Origin of the sequence: Streptomyces thermolilacinus SPC6 (genome assembly GCF_000478605.2) — a bacterium.
GTDB classification, from domain to species: Bacteria; Actinomycetota; Actinomycetes; order Streptomycetales; family Streptomycetaceae; genus Streptomyces; species Streptomyces thermolilacinus.
This window is the reverse complement of the sequence record NZ_ASHX02000001.1, coordinates 2,421,418-2,439,878: the sequence shown is the minus strand read 5'-3', so window position 1 is coordinate 2,439,878 and position 18,461 is coordinate 2,421,418. Positions and strand designations below refer to the sequence as shown.

The following is an 18,461-nucleotide window of genomic DNA, read 5'->3' as shown; positions in this document are numbered from 1 at the left end:
CGCGCGGCACCCTCCCTCACCGTCATCCTCGCGGACGCCGGACCCGGCACCACCACCGGTCCCGGAGTGAGGGACAATGAAGGCTCCACCAGGGCGGGTTACCGCATCGCGCGGACGCGGCAGGCGCGGGCGAGGAACAGGATCGCAGAGGGGACGCATGTCGGGAGCGGAGCAGTCGCGGGACGCGGCGCGGCAACCTCAGCGGGGCGCCGACGGCGAGGGCACGACCTCGAAGGGTGCGACGGTGAAGGGTGACGAGGCCGGTCAGGCCGCGGCTTCCAAGGACGACGCGGGGACGGACAACGCCGGTACGGACACCGGCGCCGACGCCCGTGCGGATGTCCGCGCGGACGCCGGTCCGGACACAGGCGAGGACGCGGGGACGGCCGCGGGTACGGACGGCTCGCAGGCCGGTGACGGTGTGAAGGGTGACGGGGTGAAGGACGTCCCCGGAGGGAGCGCCTCCGGTACCGCCTCCGTGGACGCCGCACGCACGAAGCCGGAGGACGCGTCCCCGGAGGCCGCTGCCCCCAAGGACACACCGCTGACGGGCGCGGGCCGCGAGGACGCCGCGACACGCGAGGACGCCGCGACACGCGAGGAGTCCGCTCCGGCGGACGAGCCCCCGGCCGCCGCCTCCGCGAAGACGCCCGCCGTCAAGACCGCCGCGAGCGGCGACGCGTCGACGGCCGGGGCCGCCAGGGCCGACATGGTGAAGAAGCCCGTCGCCGCCCATGTGACCACCGAAGGACGGCTGCTGGCGGGGCGTTACCGCCTCGGGGTCGTCCTCGGGCGCGGCGGCATGGGCACCGTGTGGCGCGCCGTGGACGAGACCCTCGGCCGGACCGTCGCCGTCAAGGAACTGCGCTTCCCCAACGCCATCGACGAGGACGAGAAGCGACGCCTCATCACCCGGACGCTGCGCGAGGCCAAGGCCATCGCCCGCATCCGCAACAACAGCGCCGTGACGGTCTACGACGTGGTGGACGAGGACGACCGCCCCTGGATCGTCATGGAGCTCATCGAGGGCCGCTCCCTCGCCGACGTCATCCGCGAGGACGGCACGCTCACCCCGCACCGCGCGGCCGAGGTGGGCCTCGCCATCCTCGACGTGCTGCGCGCCGCGCACCGCCAGGGCATCCTGCACCGAGACGTGAAGCCGTCGAACGTCCTCATCTCCGACGACGGCCGCGTCGTCCTCACCGACTTCGGCATCGCCCAGGTCGAGGGCGACCCGTCCATCACCTCGACCGGCATGCTCGTCGGCGCGCCCTCCTACATCTCGCCCGAGCGGGCCCGCGGCCAGCGCCCCGGCCCCGCAGCCGACATGTGGTCCCTCGGCGGCCTGCTCTACGCGTGCGTGGAGGGCCACCCGCCGTACGACAAGGGCTCCGCCATAGCGACCCTCACGGCCGTGATGACCGAGCAGCTGGACCCGCCGAAGAACGCCGGGCCGCTCGACAAGGTCATCTACGGGCTGCTCGCCAAGGACCCGGCGCAGCGCCTGGACGACGCGGGCGCGCGGAAGCTGCTCAACGAGGTCCTGGCGGTGACCGCGGCCGCCCCGGCGGTGCCCGAGCCGTCCCCGGAGGCCACCCGGGTCGTGCCGCTTCCGCCGGTACCGCCGCCGGGCCCCGCCGCCACCCCCGCCACCGGCGCCGCGTCGCGGTCCGGCGCCGCCCCGGCCGCGGACCCGGCGGCCGAGCGGCTGCGGGGCGCCCTGCGCTCCGTGCGGAACGCCGCCGCGACGGCCGCCGCCACCCGGCAGACCAAGCCCGAGCGTTCCGGCCCGCCCGCGCCCGTACGGGCTTCGATCACCGACGTGGTGCCCCGCCGCACGCTGGTCACCATCGCGGTCGTGGCCGTCCTCGCGGTCATCGCCACCGTCCTCGCGTTCACCCTCGGCGGCAACGACGACACGACCGCCAAGGGCGGCGGCACCCAGGGCGGCGACAAGGCCGCGTCGGCGGGCGCCACCACCGGCGGCTCCGCCGAAGGCGCCACCGGCGGCAGCGGCGAAGGCCCGGGCCCGGACGGCGAGACCGGTCAGCAGCAGGACGGCGGCCAGTCCGCGGGCGCCGGCGAATCCGGGGGAACGGCCGGTACGAGCGGCACCGGCACCACGCCGTCCGCCGCGCCCGGCACCGGCACGGGCGGCAAGCCCGCGCTCCCCGCCGGGTACAAGACGGTCACGAACAAGCGTTTCCACTTCTCCATGGCCATGCCCGCCGACTTCCGCATGACGGGCGTCGCGGGCCGTGGCTCCGGCGGCATCTTCAGTGCCTCCGGCGGCTTCCCGCGCGTACAGGTCGACTACACCGACAGCCCCGGCGGCGACGCGGCCGCCGCGTGGACCGCCGCCATGGGCGCGGTCGCCGCGAGCAGCAACGGCTACAAGCACCACGGCATCAAGCCCGTCTCGTACAACCGCTACCCGACCGTCGCCGACTGGCAGTTCGAGCGGAACCAGGGCGGCACGCGCGTGTGGGTGCTCAACCGGGGCTTCAAGGTGGACGCCAAGCACGGCTACGCGATCATGATCTCGTGCAAGTCCACGGAGTGGAACGGCCCGGAGTGCACTCAGCTGCGGAACACCGCGTTCGCGACGTTCCGCCCCACGGACTGAGCCTCGGCACGTATCGTGAGAGCGCGCGGGCCGTACGAAGCTGAAGCGAACGGGTAACTGCACAGGCAAGGACCAGGATCGACGGCTCCGTACGCATCGGTGCGAACGGCGGAGCCGGGGGGACAGCGCGCTGCTGGGGAGGCGTCGTGGACGACTACGCGGGAAGGGTGCTCGCCGACCGCTATCGCCTGCCCCTCCTCCCCGACGGCGAGGACGGGCACGGCTACGGGGACGAGGCCGGGCACGCCGGGGCGTACGGGCCGGTCGGGACGCGCGCCTTCGACACGTACAGCGGCCAGGAGGTCATGGTCCGGCAACTGCCCCTGCCGGAGACCGTGGACGCCGAGGTCCTCGACGCGGACGACGAGTACGGCCGCCCCTACGGGCACTCCCCGAGGCGCGCCGCCGCCCGCGCGACCGCCGACCCGGCCGTCCAGCGCGCCGTCGAGGCCGTGCAGGCCGTCGCCCGCATCCCCGACCACCCGCGTCTCGACCAGGTCTTCGACGTCTTCACCGAGGGCGGCTCGCTGTGGATCGTCAGCGAACTGGTCGCCGCCCGGCCGCTGGCCGCCCTCGTCCGCGACGAGCCGCTCAGCCCGTACCGCGCCGCCGAGATCGCCAATGACGTGGTCACGGCGCTGCGCGCGCTGCACGCCCACGGCTGGACGCACCGCAACATCACCGCCCGAACGGTCCTGGTCTGCGACGACGGCCGGGTGGTCCTCAGCGGCCTCGCCGCCGGTGCCGCCGAGGAGGCCCTGTGCGGTTACGCGCCGGTGCCGCTCCCGGACGAGGCGGACGTCCCGTACGCGGACGCGGACGCGGACGGCGGCCCTTACGGGGAGGGCGCCCCCTACGGGGAGGACGACCCCTACGAGGGCGGTGGGCCCTACGGGGACGGTGGGCCCTACGGGGACGAGCGCGCCGAGCCCGACGACGACCACGAGGGCGGCGACGCGTACGGCGGTGACGGCGCGTACGACGACGAGGCCGGGGGCCGGATCGTCACCGGGCGCGTGCGGACGTACGACGAGGGCCGGGACGAGGACGACTCGTACGACCAGGTGTACGAGGACCCCTACGGGGAGCCGCGCGCCATGGCCCCCGCGCCGCTCCCGCCCGGCCCGCCGGCGCTGCCCAGCGGCTACGAGCCCCAGTACGTCGCCCAGGCGGCGGACCGGTTCGCCGAGGACGGGGACGACGCCGACGACGCGTACGGCGACCGCGACGCGTACGGCCGCGACGCGTACGGCGACCACGACGCAGGCGGCGCGCACGGCACCGCGCGCCACGGGACGTACAGCGCGTACGACCCCCACAGCCCCTACGGGTCCGACGACGCCCACGGGGACGAGCACGAGCACGCCCACGGCGACGACGACGGCGACGACCAGGGCCGGGTCCCGCGCGCGCTGCTCACCGGTACGTGGCGGGACGGCCCCGTCCCGGCGGGCGGCGGCAACTCCCCGTACGGCGACGTCACCCCGTACGGCGGCGCCCACGCGGGCCTGCGCGCCGACTCCCGGCGCCAGTCCCCGCAGAGCCCCCGGGACCCGCAGAGCCCCCAAGGCCCGCAGGACGCCCGGACGCCGCACCCCCGCCGCGAGCCCGCCCCCGGCACCGGAGGCCCGGCCCAGGGCGGCGACGTCTACCGGGGCCCCACCACGCCCCTGGCCGCCGAGCGCGCCCGCCAGGCCCGCATCGCCGTCGTCGGCGCCGTCACCGAGCGGTGGGCGCCCGAGCAGGCGGGGCCCGTGTACGGCACCTGGCGGCTCGCCCCGCCCATCGGCCCGGCCACCGACCTGTGGGCGCTCGGCGCGCTGCTGTTCCGCGTCCTCGAAGGCCACGCCCCGTACCCAGAGGACAACGCCGCCGAGCTCGTCCAGATGGTGTGCTCCGAGCCGCCCGCGTACGCCGAGGAGTGCGGCCCGCTGCGGCCCGTCGTCGAGTCGCTGCTGCGCCAGGACCCCACCGAGCGGCCCGACTTCGAGGAGCTGCGCGGCTGGCTGCGCTCCCTCGTCCGCTCCGCGCCGGAGCCCGAGGCGGGCGCCCACCTCGTGCCCATGCCGTCCGCCGACGCGGCCCGCCTGCCGATCCTCCGCCGCCGCGGCGACCTGGTCCGCAGGCGGCGCACCCGCACGGACCGCACCCGCACCGCCCGCTCCCGTACCTCCGCCCGCGCCGCCATGCCCCCGGTCCCCGAACCGGTGCCGGCCGCGCCCGCCCGCCACCGCCACAAGCGGGCCACGGACCGGCACCCCGACAGCGGCGGCAGCCCGCGCGCCCTCGGGCGCAACCTCCTGCTGCTGATACTGCTCGGCCTCGCCGGAGCCGTCGCGTACGCCCTGCTGTTCATGCCCAAGTCCGGTACCGAGGACCAGTCGCAGCGCCCCACCGGCACCGCCCGCCCCACCGCGACCACCCCGCACGGGCAGACCCCGACCGGCGCCGGGGCGCCCGCGCCGCGGACCCCGCAGCCGACCGGCCAGGCGCCCTCCACCAACGCCGGGACGCCCACCGCGCCCGCGCTCCCGGACGGGTACGTCGTCCGCACCGACCCGGAGGGCTTCCGCGTCGGCGTGGACCGCACCTGGCGGCGCAGCCCCATCAACGACATCGGGCAGGTGCGCTACTCGGACGGCGACTTCACGCTGATCATCGTCCCCGGCCGCGACACGGTCCGCACGGCCGGCTCCGACCCGCTGGAGTACCAGCGCAGCAAGGAGCGCGAGCTCCAGCCGTGGCGCGACTCCACCTGGGCGACCGCGACCGGGCTGCGGCGCGTGGACATCGGCCGACAGGCCATGGCCGAGGGCCAGTTCACGTGGCAGGACGCGGGCGGCCGCCAGGTGTACGTGCGCAACCGCGCGCTGCTGATCGGCGACCGCTACCACGTCGTCCAGGTCATCGGCCCGGAGACCGAGCGGGACCGGGTCACGGAGGTCTTCGAACAGGCCACCAAGGCGTACCACCCGACGCGCTAACAGCGCGCCGGTTCACTCGAATAGATCACGGACAGTGGCGAATTCGCGCCAATCGGCGGGCACCGTGTCACGGTGCGGTCTCCGTGCCCGCCCTGAGGTTCCGCGCGCCGCACACCCTCCGTAATCTTGCTCCGAAGCGGCGTGGCGGGGCTGAGCGGAGACACGTGGAACAGACTCAGGGCATGGGCGGGGGGCTGGTGCTCGCGGGGCGTTACCGGCTGGGCGAGGCCATCGGCCGGGGCGGGATGGGCAAGGTGTGGCGGGCCCACGACGAGGTGCTCCACCGTACCGTGGCCGTCAAGGAGCTGACGGCGGGCCAGTACGTGTCCGAGGCGGACCGGGCCGTCCTGCACGCCCGTACGCAGAAGGAGGCGCGGGCCGCGGCGCGGATCACGCACCCCGCGGTCGTCACCGTCCACGACGTGCTGGAACACGACGGCCGGCCGTGGATCGTCATGCAGTACGTGGACGGCTCGTCCCTCGCCGACACGGTCAAGTCCGCGCCCGATGGCCGGATATCGCCGCGCGAGGCGGCCCGGATCGGGCTGCACGTGCTGGGCGCGCTGAGCGCCGCGCACGCGGCGGGGGTGCTGCACCGGGACGTGAAGCCGGGCAACGTGCTGCTGGCCAGCGACGGGCGCGTCCTCCTCACGGACTTCGGCATCGCCGCCATCGAGGGCGACTCGACCATCACCCGGACCGGCGAACTGGTCGGCTCCATCGACTATCTGGCCCCCGAGCGGGTGCGCGGCGCCGACCCGGGCCCGGCATCCGACCTGTGGGCGCTGGGCGCCACGCTGTACACGGCGGTCCAGGGCGAGTCGCCGTTCCGCCGCTCGTCGCCGATCAGCACCATGCAGGCCGTGGTCACCGAGGAGGCGGGGGACGCCGCGCACGCGGGGCCGCTCGCCCCGGTGATCACCGCCCTGCTCCGCAAGGACCCCGCCGACCGGCCCACCGCCGCCGAGCTGGAACGGATGCTGCTGGAGGCGATGGAGGGGCGTACGCCGACGGCCGCGCAGGCGTTCGTACCGACCCGCTCCGTGACGTCCGAGGAGCTCCGGGAGGTGGCGGACGGTATCGTCCACCGGCCCGACCAGGGGCCCGGCGACACGGCCACCGCCCCGTCGCCCGCCGCGCCGCACGGCCCGGCCACCACCGTCCGCGCGGGCGGCGCCCGTTGGCGCCGGGCCGCCATGGTCGTGCTGCTCGCGGCGGCGGTCGGCGCGGGCGCCGGGTTCGCCGTCATGCGGTACGCCGACAGGCCTGGCCAGACCGCCACGAACATCGCCGCCGACCCCTCCCCGTCCGCCGCCGGGGCCACGGCCGCACCGGTCCCCGGCGGCGTTCCGGAGGGGTGGGAGCGCGTCGAGGACCCGCTCGGCTTCAGCCTCGTCGTGCCGGTCGGCTGGAAACGGCAGATGGACGGCGACCAGATCGACTACACGCCGGACAACGGCAGGCATCGCATTCGCGTCAGCGTGGACGACTCGCCGGATTTCGAGAACCCGTACATGCACATGCTCGATGTGGAGAAGTCGCTGCGGGAGAGGCTGCCGGAATACCGCCGGGTGAGACTCGACCAGAATACGTTCCGTGATCAGCTGGAATCCTGTCTCTGGGAGTTCACCTGGTACGAGAAAAGGACACACCCCGGTAAGCGCCACGCGATAGATCAGGTGTACTACACGGACGACGGAACCGAGTACGCGCTGTACATGTCGTCTCCCGAGGAAGACTGGGCGACCACACGGGAGCAGTTCGACATCGTGCTGCGCCACTGGCGACCCGCCGGGGGGTGACCTCCTCGGCGCGAGCGGAGGAGATGGGCCGTGTCGGTCGGAGGGTGGAGAGCGGGGGAGCAGGGGGACCAGGGGGAGTACGGGGAGCAGGGCGAGCCGGGGGAGCGCGGGGAGGCGCGGCGGCAGCCGTACGGGCCCGCCTCCCGCGAGCTGCGGCGCATCATGGGCCGCTACCGGCTGGAGGCCCGCCTCGGGCGCGGCGGCATGGGCACCGTGTGGCGCGCCCACGACGAGCTGCTGGGCCGTCAGGTGGCCGTCAAGGAACTGCACGTGGACGCGGGCGGCGGCTCCGGTGTGCCGGGGGGCGGCTCCGGTGTGCCCGGGGGCGCGGGCGGTGGCCCGGGTGGTGGCGGTGGCGCCGGGCCGTCGGGCGGTGCGGGTGGCCGGGGCGGCGGGGCTGGCGCGGGTGGTGGTGACGCGGCCGTGGACGCCACGCTTCGGGAGGCGCGCGCGGTGGCCCGGGTGCACCACCCGCACATCGTGTGCGTCCACGACGTGGTGGAGGAGGACGGCGTCCCGTACATCGTGATGGAGTTCGTCGAGGGCGTGTCGCTCGCCGAGCGGATCGCCGTACGGGGGCCGGTGGACGCGCGCGAGGCGGCCAGGATCGGTCTGGCCCTGCTGTCCGCGCTGCGCGCCGCGCACGCCATCGGGGTGCTGCACCGGGATCTGAAACCGGCCAACGTGCTGGTCGAGGAGGCCACCGGGCGCGTCGTCCTCACCGACTTCGGGATCGCGCAGCTGGCCGGGGCGACCACGCTGACCGAGGCGGGCATGTTCGTCGGCTCGCCCGAGTACACCGCGCCGGAGCGGATGCAGGGCAACCGGGCCGGGCCCGCGGCGGACCTGTGGTCGCTGGGCGTGCTGCTGTGCGCCGTGATGACGGGCCGCTCGCCGTTCCACCGCGACTCGCTGGGCGGGGTGCTGCACGCCGTCGTGGAGGCCGAGATCCGGCCGCCCGCCGTGGTGGGGCCGCTGCTGCCCGTCGTGCGGGGGCTGCTGGAGCGCGACCCGGCGCGCAGGATCGACGGCGCGGAGGCGGAACGGCTGCTGCGCGCGTACGTGACGGGCGGCGGTGCGGGCGGCGTGGGCGCGGCCGGATCCGGGGTCGGCGCGGCGGCTGCGGTGCCCGGCGGGGCGGTGCCCGGCGGGGCGGTGTCCGGGGGCGCGCTGCCGGGCGACGCCCCGGCGGCGCACCACCGCCCCGACGAGGCCGCGCCGGGCGCGCAGGTGGGGCAGGGCGACGCGCCGACCGGGGCGCGCTCCCACGCCGTACCACCCGCGCGCGCCCGGGACCGGGTCCGGCACAGGGCCAGGGGGCTGCCCGGCAGGTCGGCCCCGGCGCGCCGGGACGTGCCCGCCGCGCCCGTCGTACCTGACGTGCCCGCCGTAACGGAGGTGCCGGACGTGCCCGAGGCGGCCGACGTGCCGGGCGTGTCGCCGCTCGGGCAGGTGGCGGGCGTACCGGACCGGGGCCCCGCCGCGCCCACCCTGCCCGTACCGCCGCCCGCGGGCGTCGAGCCGCAGGACGCCGTACTCCCGGACGCCGTCCCCGTCGATGACCGGCTCCGGCCGGGCGCCGGACAGCCTGCCGACGCCCCGGAGCCGTACGGGGAGCCGCCGGAGCCGTACGGGGCGCGGACGCCGTCCGGTCCGCCGCCCGCGCCCTACCCGGCGCCGTCCGACACGCCCTACGCGGCGCCGTCCGACGCGCCGCCCGGGTCCTACCCTGCACAGTCCGACACGCCGCCCATCGGCCCGGCGCCCCAGGACGCCGCGCCGTACATCCCGCCGCCCTCCACCGGGTCCCCCTACGGGACCGCGCCTTCCGAAGCGTCCCCCTACGGGCCCTCCGACGCCGCCCCCTACGGGCCCGCGCCCGCCGTCCCCTCCCCGTACGGCACCGACCCGTCCCCCTACGGGACCGCCCCGGCGTCCGACGCGCCGCCCTACGGCCCACCGCCGCCCGCCGTCTCCCCCTACGGCACCCCGCCACCCGACGCGGCGCCGTACGGAACCCCGCCCTCCGACGCCGCGCCGACCGACGACGCGCCGCCCGGCGGCGGGTCACGGGGGGCACGTCGGACGGCCGGGCCCGCCACCGCGCCGCTGGTCGCCGCCCTGGTCGCCGCCATCGCCGTCGCGGTGACCCTCGGGGTCGTTCTGCTGCTGACAACGCGCTGATCAGGGCTTATTTGCCAGTGAACGCTGGCGTGATGTGTGCGGACGGTGAAAAGACGTTACCGCCGGGTACCCAAACGGCCCGCACGCCGCATACCCTCGCCCCCATGACGGACACGCAGGCCCCCGCCCACGCCAACGGACCCACGCCCCCCGCCGCGTCCACGCCCGCCGCCCCGGCGTCGGCGGTGCCCGCCCCCGGACCGAAGACCCCCACCAACCCCGTGGCCCCCGCGCCCGCAGGCGCCCGCACCGCGGCCGACGTGGTGACACCCGACCTGGTCGCCCGGCTCACCAAGGGCGTCGTCGGCTCCGGCCGGACCGCCAACCACACCCCGTTCACCGGGGACCGGCTGGCGGAGCTGCCCGAGTCCACGCCCGAGGACGTGGCCGAGGCGTTCGCCCGCGCCCGCGCCGCGCGGACCGCGTGGGCGGCCACGCCCGTCCGCCGCCGCGCCGCCGTGCTGCTCCGCTTCCACGACCTGGTGCTGGAGCGCCAGGCGGAGGTCCTCGACCTGATCCAGCTGGAGACCGGCAAGGCTCGCCTCCACGCCCACGAGGAGATCCAGGCTGTCGCCATCGCCGCCCGCCACTACGGCGTCAAGGCGCCCGCGTACCTGAACCCGAAGCGCCGCACCGGCGCCGTACCGGTCCTGACCAAGGTGACCGAGCTGCGCCAGCCGCGCGGGGTCGTCGGCCAGATCGCGCCGTGGAACTACCCGCTGGAGCTGTCCGTCGGCGACGCCCTGCCCGCCTTCGCCGCCGGGAACGCGGTCGTCATGAAGCCCGACACGGAGACCGCGCTGACCGCCCTGTGGGCGCGGGACCTGCTGGTCGAGGCGGGGCTGCCGCCCGAGGTGTTCCAGGTCGTCCTGGGCGAGGGCCCGGTCGTCGGCCCCGAGGTCGTCAAGCACGCCGACTACGTGTCGTTCACCGGCTCCACCCGCACCGGCCGCGAGGTCGCGCGGGGCGCGGCGGCCCGGCTCGTCGGCGTCTCCCTCGAACTGGGCGGCAAGAACCCGATGCTGGTGCTGCGGGACGCCGACGTGGAGAAGGCCGCCGCCGGGGCCGTCCGCGCCTGCTTCTCCTCCGCCGGTCAGCTGTGCATCTCCATCGAGCGGCTGTACGTGCACGAGTCGATCGCGGACGCGTTCCTGGAGCGGTTCGTCGCCCGGACGAAGGCGATGCGGCTCGGCACGTCCCTCGCGTACGGCGCCGACATGGGCTCCCTGGTCGGGGAGCGGCAGCTGGAGGCCGTCACCCGGCACGTAGACGAGGCCGTCGCCAAGGGCGCGAAGGTCCTCGCGGGCGGTCTGCCCCGCCCCGACATCGGCCCCCTCTTCTACGAGCCGACCATCCTCGACGGCGTCGGCCCGTCGATGGCGGTGTGCGCGGAGGAGACCTTCGGCCCGGTCGTCTCCGTGTACCGCTTCACCGACGAGGACGAGGTGATCGAGCGCGCCAACGACACGGCTTACGGCCTCAACGCCAGCGTCTGGACGAAGGACGCACGCCGCGGCCTGGCCGTCGCCGCCCGCCTGCGCGCGGGCACGGTGAACGTCAACGAGGGGTACGGCGCCGCGTACGGCAGCGTGCAGGCGCCCATGGGCGGCATGAAGGACTCGGGCCTGGGCCGCCGGCACGGCTCGGACGGCATCCTCAAGTACACGGAGGCGCAGACGGTCGCCCAGCAGCGCGTGATGCCGCTGGCGCCCGCGTTCGGGATGGACGACGAGAAGTACGCGGCGTTCATGAGCCGCAGCCTGAAGGTGATGAAGGCCCTGCGCCTGCGCTGACGGCGGGCGGCGGCGCCCGTGGCCGCCCGCGCCTGGGCCGGGCGGCCGCGTGACCGCCGCCCCGCCCCTCCCTTTCGGTCCTTCGGTACGAGGAGAGCCATGTCCGAGGTCCCCCCTGCCCAGAATCAGCCGGAAACCGCCCAGGACACCGGCGAAGACGCGCACGAGGACACCCGCGAAGTCACTCGCGAAGTCACCCGTGAAGTCACTCGCGATGTCGCTCGCGACGAGACGCACGAAGGCGCGTACGACTACGACGTGATCGTCATCGGCTCAGGCTTCGGCGGCTCCGTCTCGGCGCTCCGCCTCACCGAGAAGGGCTACCGCGTCGGCGTCCTGGAGGCGGGCCGCCGCTTCACCCCCGCCACCCTGCCGAAGACCTCCTGGGACCTGCGCAACTACCTGTGGGCCCCCGCCCTCGGCCTGTACGGCCTCCAGCGCGTCCACCTGCTCGGCAACGTCATGGTCCTCGCGGGCGCCGGCGTCGGCGGCGGTTCCCTCAACTACGCCAACACCCTGTACGTACCGCCGCCCGCGTTCTTCCGGGACCGGCAGTGGGCGGGCATCACCGACTGGCAGGCCGAGCTCGCCCCGTACTACGACCAGGCCAAGCGCATGCTCGGCGTCCGGCTCAACCCGACCATGACCCCCTCCGACGTCCACCTCAAGGCGGCCGCGCGGGCCATGGGCGTGGGCGACACGTTCCACCTGGCGCCCGTCGGGGTGTTCTTCGGCGACGGCAAGGACGCCGACGGCAGCGTCAGGTCGGCCCCCGGCGAGCAGGTCCCCGACCCCTACTTCGGCGGCGCGGGGCCCGCCCGCCGCGCCTGCACCGAGTGCGGCGAGTGCATGACGGGCTGCCGGCACGGCGCGAAGAACAACCTCACGCAGAACTACCTCCACCTCGCGGAGAAGGCCGGGGCCGTCATCCACCCGATGACCACCGTCACCGCCGTGACCGAGGACGGCGACGGCGGCCACCTCGTCCGCACCGTCCCCACCGACCGCCGCCGCAAGGGCACCCCGCGCACGTACCGCGCCCGGTACGTCGTCGTCGCGGCCGGCACGTACGGCACCCAGACCCTCCTGCACCGCATGAAGGACGAGGGGCTGCTGCCGCGGATCTCCGACCGGCTCGGGGAGCTGACCCGCACCAACTCCGAGGCCCTCGTCGGCTCCCTGACCACCGACCGCCGCTACCGCAAGCGGCACGGCGCCCCGCTGGACTTCACCCGGGGCGTCGCCATCACCTCGTCCATCCACCCCGACGAGAACACCCACATCGAGCCCGTCCGCTACGGCAAGGGCTCCAACGCGATGGGGTCCCTGTCGATCCTCCAGGTCCCGTACGCGAAGAACCGCGTCGCCGCCTGGCTCGCCAACAGCCTCCGCCACCCCCTCCAGACCGCGCGGTCGCTGTCCAACCGGCGCTGGTCGGAGCGGACCATCATCGGGCTCGTCATGCAGTCGCTCGACAACTCCCTGACGACGTACCTCAAGCGCGGCGGCATCGGCAAGGGCCTGCTCACCGCCCGCCAGGGCCACGGCGCGCCCAACCCCAAGCAGATCCCCGAGGCGACCCGCGCCGCGACCCTGATCGCCGAGGAGATCAACGGCTTCGCCGGGTCCAACGTCGGCGAACTGATGGGCACCCCGCTCACCGCGCACTTCCTCGGCGGCTGCCCCATCGGCGCGACCGCCCGCGACGGCGTCATCGACCCGTACCACCGGCTGTACGGCCACCCGGGGATCTCCGTCGTGGACGGCGCGGCCGTCTCCGCGAACCTGGGCGTGAACCCGTCCCTGACGATCACCGCCCAGGCGGAACGCGCCATGTCCCTGTGGCCCAACAAGGGCGAACCCGACCCCCGCCCCGCCCAGGGCACCCCGTACCGGCGCGTGACCCCCGTCGAACCCACGTCCCCGACGGTCCCCCCACACGCCTTCGCCGCCCTCCGCCTCCCCCTCCTGGACATCCCGAAGGTCCCCCCGAAGAAGGCGGAGGCGTAGGGACCGGGGCCGCCGACCGCTCATGCCCGAGGGGGCCGGGTCCCTCCCCCCGGAGAACGGCCCCCGGAACACACAGAGAGGCGCTGCGCCCCCCTCCGAGCGCAGCGCCTCTCCAGTCCTCAGGCGGTGCCGTTACGCGGCGGCACCGTTCTGGCGGCGCTTCAGCGCGAAGACGACACCGGCACCGGCGACGATGGCGATGCCACCGGCGACACCGATGGTCGGCAGCATGGAGCTGGAGCCGGTCTCGGCGAGCGTGCCGGTGACGGGCAGCTCGGCGAGGTCGCCCTGCGGCTTGGTGTCGGGCTTCTTGTCGCCCTTGCCCGGCTTGCCGGTGGCGTCGTCCACGTCACCCGGGTTCGTGCCGGCGGCGAGGATGTCGAACTCGTACTCCATCTCCTCGCCGAACTCGCACAGGCCGTCCTTGGTGAAGCTCACACCGGAGGCGAAGGCGAAGCCGAAGCCGGACGGGGCCTTGGCGTCCACCTTCAGACGCATCTTGGCCTCGCTGTACTCGTTCTTCTTCAGCGCGTTGGACGTGCCGAAGTAGCCGTCCTCCTCGGAGAGGGTGACCCACTTGTCGCCGATGTAGGCCTGGACGGTGAGGAAGCGGGTCATGTCGTCGGCGTTCTCGTTGTCGACGGCGCCCGCGTACAGGTAGGCGTCGACGCCCTCGACGTCGTGGCCGGTCTTGTTCTCGACGCGGAAGGAGAAGTTCTGCCAGCCGGAACCGGCGACGACCTTCGACGGCAGGCCGACCAGTTCGGTGCGCAGGCCCTCGTTGTCCTCGAACTCCGTGCACTCGCTCGCCGGCTCGGACGGCGACGGCGACGAGCTGGGGCTGGTGGAGGGCGCCGGGGCGGACGCGCTGGTCGAGGGCGCCGGGGCGGTGGTGCTGCTGCCCGCGGCGGGGGTCTCGGTCTTCGGCTCCTCGGACTTCGTCTGCTCGTCGGAGGTGGGCTCCTCGGACTTCGTCTCGTCCTCGGTCGGCGCCGTCTCCTCGGACGTCGTCTCGTCGGCGGACGGGGTCGCGGCCGGCGACGAGGACTCCGTCGTCGTGGACGGCGCGTTGTCCGTCGCGTACGCGGCCGGGGCCATGAGGAAGGCGGCGGGCGTGATGACGGCGGTCGCGGCGGCGACGGCCATGGCGCGGCGAAGCTTCAAGTCAAGACCTCGTGGTCTGGGCGTACCACCGGATGCGGCACGGGGTGATGGGCCCCGCGTCGTCATGCGTGACGGGCGTGGCCGTGGGTTTCGCATACATGACCTGCGGCAAGAGGGATTGGTTGCCCGGGAACTCACAGGTTCTTTATGTGTCCTGCGTCACGCGGCCGCCGCCGTGCCGGCGGAAGAAGGGCGCGCGGTGCGCGCGCACGCATAGGGGGCGGCCGACGCCGGGCGTCCCCGGGCCGACCGCCCCTCTGGGTGACCGGGCTGCTGTCCCCTGCCGTCCGGTCACACACGCCGGAGCGCGGTCCCACGGCGCACACGCGATGCGCCACACGCTCCAGCGAAGTCACGCGCCGCGCGCGGACACCGGGACCAACGACCCGGTGTGGCCCGGGTCACGCTCCGTACGGGTGAGATGCGCGCACGCGCTCAGGCCCCGCACTGACCGGGACTGACCTGGGCTGCCCGGATCGCCCGGACTGCCCGACCGCCTGACTCAAGGCCCCGGAGTCAGACCCGCCCCCGGCACAGCTCCAGCATCGTCATCGCCAGCGCCGTACCGGGCTTGCCGAGGGCGTCCCTGTAGTGCGCCAGCACCTCCATCTCGCGCGCGAGGTTCACCCGGCGGCCCCCCGAGGACATCCGGGCCTCCTGGATGACGGCCGACACGGCCATGCGCTCCTGGATCAGGCCGATGATCCGGTCGTCGAGCGCGTCGATGCGTTCGCGGGCGCCGGTGATCAGCTCGGCGGCGTCGTCCGTCCGCGCGCCAGTGACCTCGGCGGCGGTCCTGGCGGGGGCCTGCTGCGGAGTGCGGGCGGCCGAGGGGGCGGGAGTGGTGGTCGTCGGGGTCATCGCTGGGGCTCCTCGTGTGTCGTGGGTGCCCCGGGGCGGCGTACGGCCCGGCGGAGACGACAGGCGCCCCGGGCCTTGTCGGCCCGGGGCGCCTGGTGAAGTCGTCAGTTGCTCAAGCAGCACGACCACGGCAGCCGGACCAGCCGGTGCCATAGGTAAAGACGAAGGTCGCGTGCGTGTGCATGGCCGCCAGTATGGACCCGCGTACGGCGCCGGGGCCAGCCGCGCCCCCGGGCGGTTCGGATGGTGAGACGAAAGGACTGTCGGCCACGCCGGTAGAATTGACTGATACCGACCCCCTCCCACCGCCGGAAGGCCGCCGTAGTGTCATCAGCGACCCCCGCTGCCGCCTCGCCCGACACCAACCCGGACGTAGTCCTCGTTGTCGACTTCGGCGCGCAGTACGCCCAGCTCATCGCCCGTCGCGTCCGTGAGGCCCGGGTCTACAGCGAGATCGTCCCGTCCACCATGCCGGTGGCCGAGATGCTCGCCAGGAACCCGAAGGCGATCATTCTTTCCGGTGGCCCGTCCTCCGTGTACGAGGAGGGGGCTCCCCGCCTCGACCGCGCCCTCTTCGAGGCCGGTGTCCCCGTCTTCGGCATGTGCTACGGCTTCCAGCTGATGGCCACGACCCTCGGCGGCACGGTGGACAACACCGGCGCCCGCGAGTACGGCCGTACGCCGCTGCACGTCAGCAAGAGCGGCTCCACGCTCTTCGAGGGCACGCCCGCCGAGCAGTCGGTGTGGATGTCGCACGGCGACGCCTGCTCCGCCGCGCCCGAGGGCTTCACCGTCACCGCGTCCACGGACGTCGTGCCGGTCGCCGCCTTCGAGAACGACGAGAAGAAGCTGTACGGCGTGCAGTACCACCCCGAGGTGATGCACTCCACGCACGGCCAGCAGATCCTGGAGCACTTCCTCTACCGGGGCGCCGGCATCGAGCCGTCCTGGACGACGGGGAACGTCATCGACGAGCAGGTCGCGGCCATCCGCGAGCAGGTCGGCGACAAGCGCGCCATCTGCGGCCTGTCCGGCGGCGTGGACTCCGCCGTGGCCGCCGCGCTCGTCCAGCGCGCCATCGGCGACCAGCTGACCTGCGTGTACGTCGACCACGGCCTGATGCGCAAGGGCGAGACCGAGCAGGTCGAGAAGGACTTCGTCGCCGCGACCGGCGTCCAGCTGAAGGTCGTCGACGCGCAGGAGCGGTTCCTCGACGCGCTCGCCGGGGTCACCGACCCCGAGGAGAAGCGCAAGATCATCGGACGTGAGTTCATCCGCGTCTTCGAGCAGGCGCAGGCCGAGATCATCGCGGAGGCGTCGGGCGACCAGCCCGTCGAGTTCCTGGTGCAGGGCACGCTCTACCCGGACGTGGTGGAGTCCGGCGGCGGCACGGGCACGGCCAACATCAAGTCCCACCACAACGTGGGCGGCCTCCCCGAGGACCTCGAGTTCAAGCTGATCGAGCCGCTGCGCAAGCTGTTCAAGGACGAGGTCCGCATGGTCGGCCAGGAGCTGGGCCTGCCGGAGGAGATCGTCCAGCGGCAGCCGTTCCCCGGCCCCGGCCTGGGCATCCGCATCGTCGGCGAGGTCACCAAGGAGCGCCTGGACCTGCTGCGCGAGGCCGACGCGATCGCCCGCGAGGAGCTGACCGCCGCCGGTCTGGACCGCGACATCTGGCAGTGCCCCGTGGTGCTGCTCGCGGACGTGCGGTCCGTGGGCGTGCAGGGCGACGGCCGCACGTACGGCCACCCGATCGTGCTGCGCCCCGTGTCGTCCGAGGACGCCATGACGGCGGACTGGACGCGCATGCCGTACGACGTGCTGGCCCGCATCTCGACGCGGATCACCAACGAGGTCAAGGACGTCAACCGCGTCGTCCTCGACGTCACCAGCAAGCCGCCGGGCACCATCGAGTGGGAGTGACCCCCGGGTGACCCCAGCCCTTCGCGGAGCCGCCGCCCACAGCCGTGGGCGGCGGCTCCGCCGCTTTCCGGGGCATGGTGGTCCGAGGGTGAACCGCACCACCCCCCGTCCCGTACTGCCGAGGACGGGCCGCCCGCGGCGGGCGGCGCACCGAGGAGGGTGAGGACATGGCCCACACGGCGAACGACCACGACAGAACCGCGCCCCACTGGCGGAGGGCGAGCGGCGAGCGCGGACCCCGGTTCGACGGGAGCACCGGGGCGGCGGGCGGCTTCGGCGGCGGTACGGGTGCGGGGCCGGGCGGTGGCTTCGTGGCGAGTACGGGCGGAGGCCGCGCGGGCGGCCATCGCGGGTCCGGGGGCGGCACGGGTCGGGGCCCTGGGTCCGGAGGCGGTACGGGCGCGGGCGCCGGGTCCGGGGGCCGTGGTCTCGGGACCGGTGCGGGTGCCGGTGCGGAGATGGACCGCGCGGAAGCGGGTGGGCGTCGCGGATTCGCGGCCCGTGCGGGTGGGGCCGGGGGCCGTACGGGCGCGGGGCGCGGGGGCGACGCGGGCGGCCCGCACCGGCGGTGGCGGGCGGTCGCGTCGCGGTACGCGTTGTTGCCGCTGCGTCTCTTCCTCGGTGTGACGTTCGTCTACGCGGGGCTGGACAAGCTGACGGACGCCCGGTTCCTGGCCGCGTCCGGGACGGGCTCCCTCGGCGAGGTGATGCGGTCCGTACGGGACGGCTCGGCCGTGCCGTGGCTGGTGGACCTGGCGCTGCGCGACCCCGTCCTGTTCGGGTACGCCATCGGGGTGGGCGAGGTCGCCGTGGGGCTCGGCACGCTCGCCGGGCTGCTGGCGCGGGTCGCCGCGGCGGGCGGCGCGCTGATCTCGCTGAGCCTGTGGCTCACGGTCAGCTGGCAGAGCGCCCCCTACTACTACGGCAACGACCTGGCCTATCTGATGGCGTGGCTGCCGCTCGTACTGGCCGGGGCGCCGGTGCTGTCAGCCGACGCGGCCCTCGCGGCACGCCGCCGCCGAACCCGGTAGCCGCCCCAGGCGGCCAGCGCGGCCAGCGCCATCCCGCAGAACAGGATGGCGACCGCCGTGTACCAGGCGGCGTCCCAGGAGCC

10 protein-coding genes are annotated in these 18,461 nt (G+C 74.7%); 8 read left to right on the top strand and 2 right to left on the bottom strand.

Annotation, left to right across the window (positions count from 1 at the left end; all coding sequences use genetic code 11):
- Positions 1 to 157: 157 nt before the first annotated feature.
- From J116_RS10100 to J116_RS10075, 6 genes are all read left to right on the top strand, one after another.
- A complete protein-coding gene (locus J116_RS10100; protein WP_023586969.1) occupies positions 158 to 2,626 on the top strand; it encodes a serine/threonine-protein kinase in 2,469 nt (822 codons plus the stop codon).
- 146 nt (positions 2,627 to 2,772) lie between these two features.
- Positions 2,773 to 5,610, top strand: a complete 2,838-nt coding sequence (locus J116_RS10095) for a protein kinase (RefSeq protein ID WP_023586968.1) — start codon at positions 2,773 to 2,775, stop codon at positions 5,608 to 5,610.
- 164 nt (positions 5,611 to 5,774) lie between these two features.
- Positions 5,775 to 7,412 carry a serine/threonine-protein kinase gene (locus tag J116_RS10090; protein WP_028963900.1) on the top strand — a complete coding sequence of 546 codons (1,638 nt, stop codon included), beginning with the start codon at positions 5,775 to 5,777 and terminating at the stop codon, positions 7,410 to 7,412.
- Between the two features lie 162 nt (positions 7,413 to 7,574).
- Entirely contained in the window at positions 7,575 to 9,596 is a 2,022-nt protein-coding gene (locus tag J116_RS30405) for a serine/threonine-protein kinase (protein ID WP_235617420.1), read from the top strand.
- 104 nt (positions 9,597 to 9,700) lie between these two features.
- Entirely contained in the window at positions 9,701 to 11,389 is a 1,689-nt protein-coding gene (locus J116_RS10080; RefSeq protein ID WP_028963899.1) for a succinic semialdehyde dehydrogenase, read from the top strand.
- Between the two features lie 99 nt (positions 11,390 to 11,488).
- On the top strand, positions 11,489 to 13,399 hold the full coding sequence (locus J116_RS10075) for an FAD-dependent oxidoreductase (protein ID WP_023586967.1): 1,911 nt from the start codon (positions 11,489 to 11,491) through the stop codon (positions 13,397 to 13,399).
- A 132-nt stretch (positions 13,400 to 13,531) separates the two neighbouring features.
- Here J116_RS10075 and J116_RS29405 read toward each other — a convergent pair whose 3' ends face one another.
- Together J116_RS29405 and J116_RS10065 are read right to left on the bottom strand one after the other, a co-directional pair.
- Positions 13,532 to 14,563, bottom strand: a complete 1,032-nt coding sequence (locus J116_RS29405) for an LPXTG cell wall anchor domain-containing protein (protein WP_023586966.1) — start codon at positions 14,561 to 14,563, stop codon at positions 13,532 to 13,534.
- 516 nt (positions 14,564 to 15,079) lie between these two features.
- Positions 15,080 to 15,424 (bottom strand): chorismate mutase, encoded by a 345-nt coding sequence (locus J116_RS10065; RefSeq protein ID WP_023586965.1) that lies wholly within the window; start codon positions 15,422 to 15,424, stop codon positions 15,080 to 15,082.
- A 324-nt stretch (positions 15,425 to 15,748) separates the two neighbouring features.
- On the opposite strand from J116_RS10065, the gene guaA reads away from it, so the two are divergent.
- Together guaA and J116_RS10055 are read left to right on the top strand one after the other, a co-directional pair.
- Positions 15,749 to 17,347: a glutamine-hydrolyzing GMP synthase gene (gene guaA, locus J116_RS10060; RefSeq protein WP_023586964.1), complete on the top strand. Its 1,599-nt coding sequence runs from the start codon at positions 15,749 to 15,751 to the stop codon at positions 17,345 to 17,347.
- Between the two features lie 458 nt (positions 17,348 to 17,805).
- Positions 17,806 to 18,378, top strand: a complete 573-nt coding sequence (locus tag J116_RS10055) for a DoxX family protein (RefSeq protein ID WP_023586963.1) — start codon at positions 17,806 to 17,808, stop codon at positions 18,376 to 18,378.
- Positions 18,379 to 18,461: the final 83 nt, after the last annotated feature.

Bases quoted from the DNA above. Each gene is read 5' to 3' on its own strand.
- J116_RS10100 (WP_023586969.1), top strand. From the start codon at position 158: ATGTCGGGAGCGGAGCAGTCGCGGGACGCGGCGCGGCAACCTCAGCGG.
- J116_RS30405 (WP_235617420.1), top strand. From the start codon at position 7,575: ATGGGCCGCTACCGGCTGGAGGCCCGCCTCGGGCGCGGCGGCATGGGC.
- J116_RS10080 (WP_028963899.1), top strand. From the start codon at position 9,701: ATGACGGACACGCAGGCCCCCGCCCACGCCAACGGACCCACGCCCCCC.
- J116_RS10075 (WP_023586967.1), top strand. From the start codon at position 11,489: ATGTCCGAGGTCCCCCCTGCCCAGAATCAGCCGGAAACCGCCCAGGAC.
- J116_RS10065 (WP_023586965.1), bottom strand. From the start codon at position 15,424: ATGACCCCGACGACCACCACTCCCGCCCCCTCGGCCGCCCGCACTCCG.
- J116_RS10055 (WP_023586963.1), top strand. From the start codon at position 17,806: ATGGACCGCGCGGAAGCGGGTGGGCGTCGCGGATTCGCGGCCCGTGCG.